Source organism: Rhodanobacter panaciterrae, assembly GCF_014651895.1.
Lineage (GTDB): Bacteria > Pseudomonadota > Gammaproteobacteria > Xanthomonadales > Rhodanobacteraceae > Rhodanobacter > Rhodanobacter panaciterrae.
In genome coordinates this window covers 1-1,059 of the sequence record NZ_BMXT01000011.1, presented here as the reverse complement: position 1 = coordinate 1,059, position 1,059 = coordinate 1, and the positions used below count along the sequence as shown (strand labels likewise).

Annotated in this window: 1 protein-coding gene; it reads left to right on the top strand. The window is 64.0% G+C overall.

Translation table 11 applies throughout. The annotated features are described in order from the left end of the window. On the top strand, positions 1-1,059 hold a 1,059-nt coding region (tuf, locus tag IE071_RS15775), incomplete at both ends, for an elongation factor Tu (RefSeq protein WP_189442550.1).

Sequence of the window (1,059 nt, the reverse complement as noted above, 5' to 3'; positions counted from 1 at the left end):
CACGGCAAGACGACGCTGACGGCAGCGCTGACGAAGGTCGGTGCGGAACGTTTCGGTGGCGAGTTCAAGGATTACAGCTCGATCGACGCGGCGCCGGAAGAGAAGGCGCGCGGCATCACGATCTCGACCGCCCACGTGGAATACGAGTCGCCGGTGCGTCATTACGCGCACGTCGATTGCCCGGGCCATGCTGACTACGTGAAGAACATGATCACGGGCGCAGCGCAGATGGACGGCGCGATCCTGGTGTGCTCGGCTGCCGATGGCCCGATGCCGCAGACCCGCGAACACATCCTGCTGAGCCGTCAGGTCGGCGTGCCGTACATCGTCGTGTTCCTGAACAAGGCCGACATGGTGGACGACGCCGAGCTGCTCGAGCTGGTCGAGATGGAAGTGCGCGAGCTGCTGACCAAGTACGAATTCCCGGGCGACGACACCCCGATCATCCACGGTTCGGCCAAGCTGGCGCTGGAAGGCGACCAGAGCGAAATCGGCGTGCCGGCGATCATCAAGCTGGTCGACGCGCTGGACAGCTACATCCCGGAGCCGACGCGCGTCATCGACCGTCCGTTCCTGATGCCGGTGGAAGACGTGTTCTCGATCTCGGGCCGCGGCACCGTGGTGACCGGTCGTATCGAGCGCGGCATCATCAAGGTCGGCGACGAAATCGAAGTGGTCGGTATCCGCGACACGCAGAAGACCACGGTCACCGGCGTGGAAATGTTCCGCAAGCTGCTGGATCAGGGTCAGGCAGGCGACAACGCCGGTCTGCTGCTGCGCGGTCTGAAGCGTGACGACGTGGAGCGTGGCCAGGTGCTGGCCAAGCCGGGCACGATCACCCCGCACACCGACTTCGAAGCCGAAGTCTATGTGCTGTCGAAGGACGAGGGTGGCCGTCATACGCCGTTCTTCAAGGGTTACCGTCCGCAGTTCTACTTCCGCACGACCGACGTGACCGGCGCTTGCCAGTTGCCGGACGGCGTGGAGATGGTGATGCCGGGCGACAACGTGAAGATGGTGGTGAGCCTGATCCACCCGATCGCGATGGACGAAGGTCTG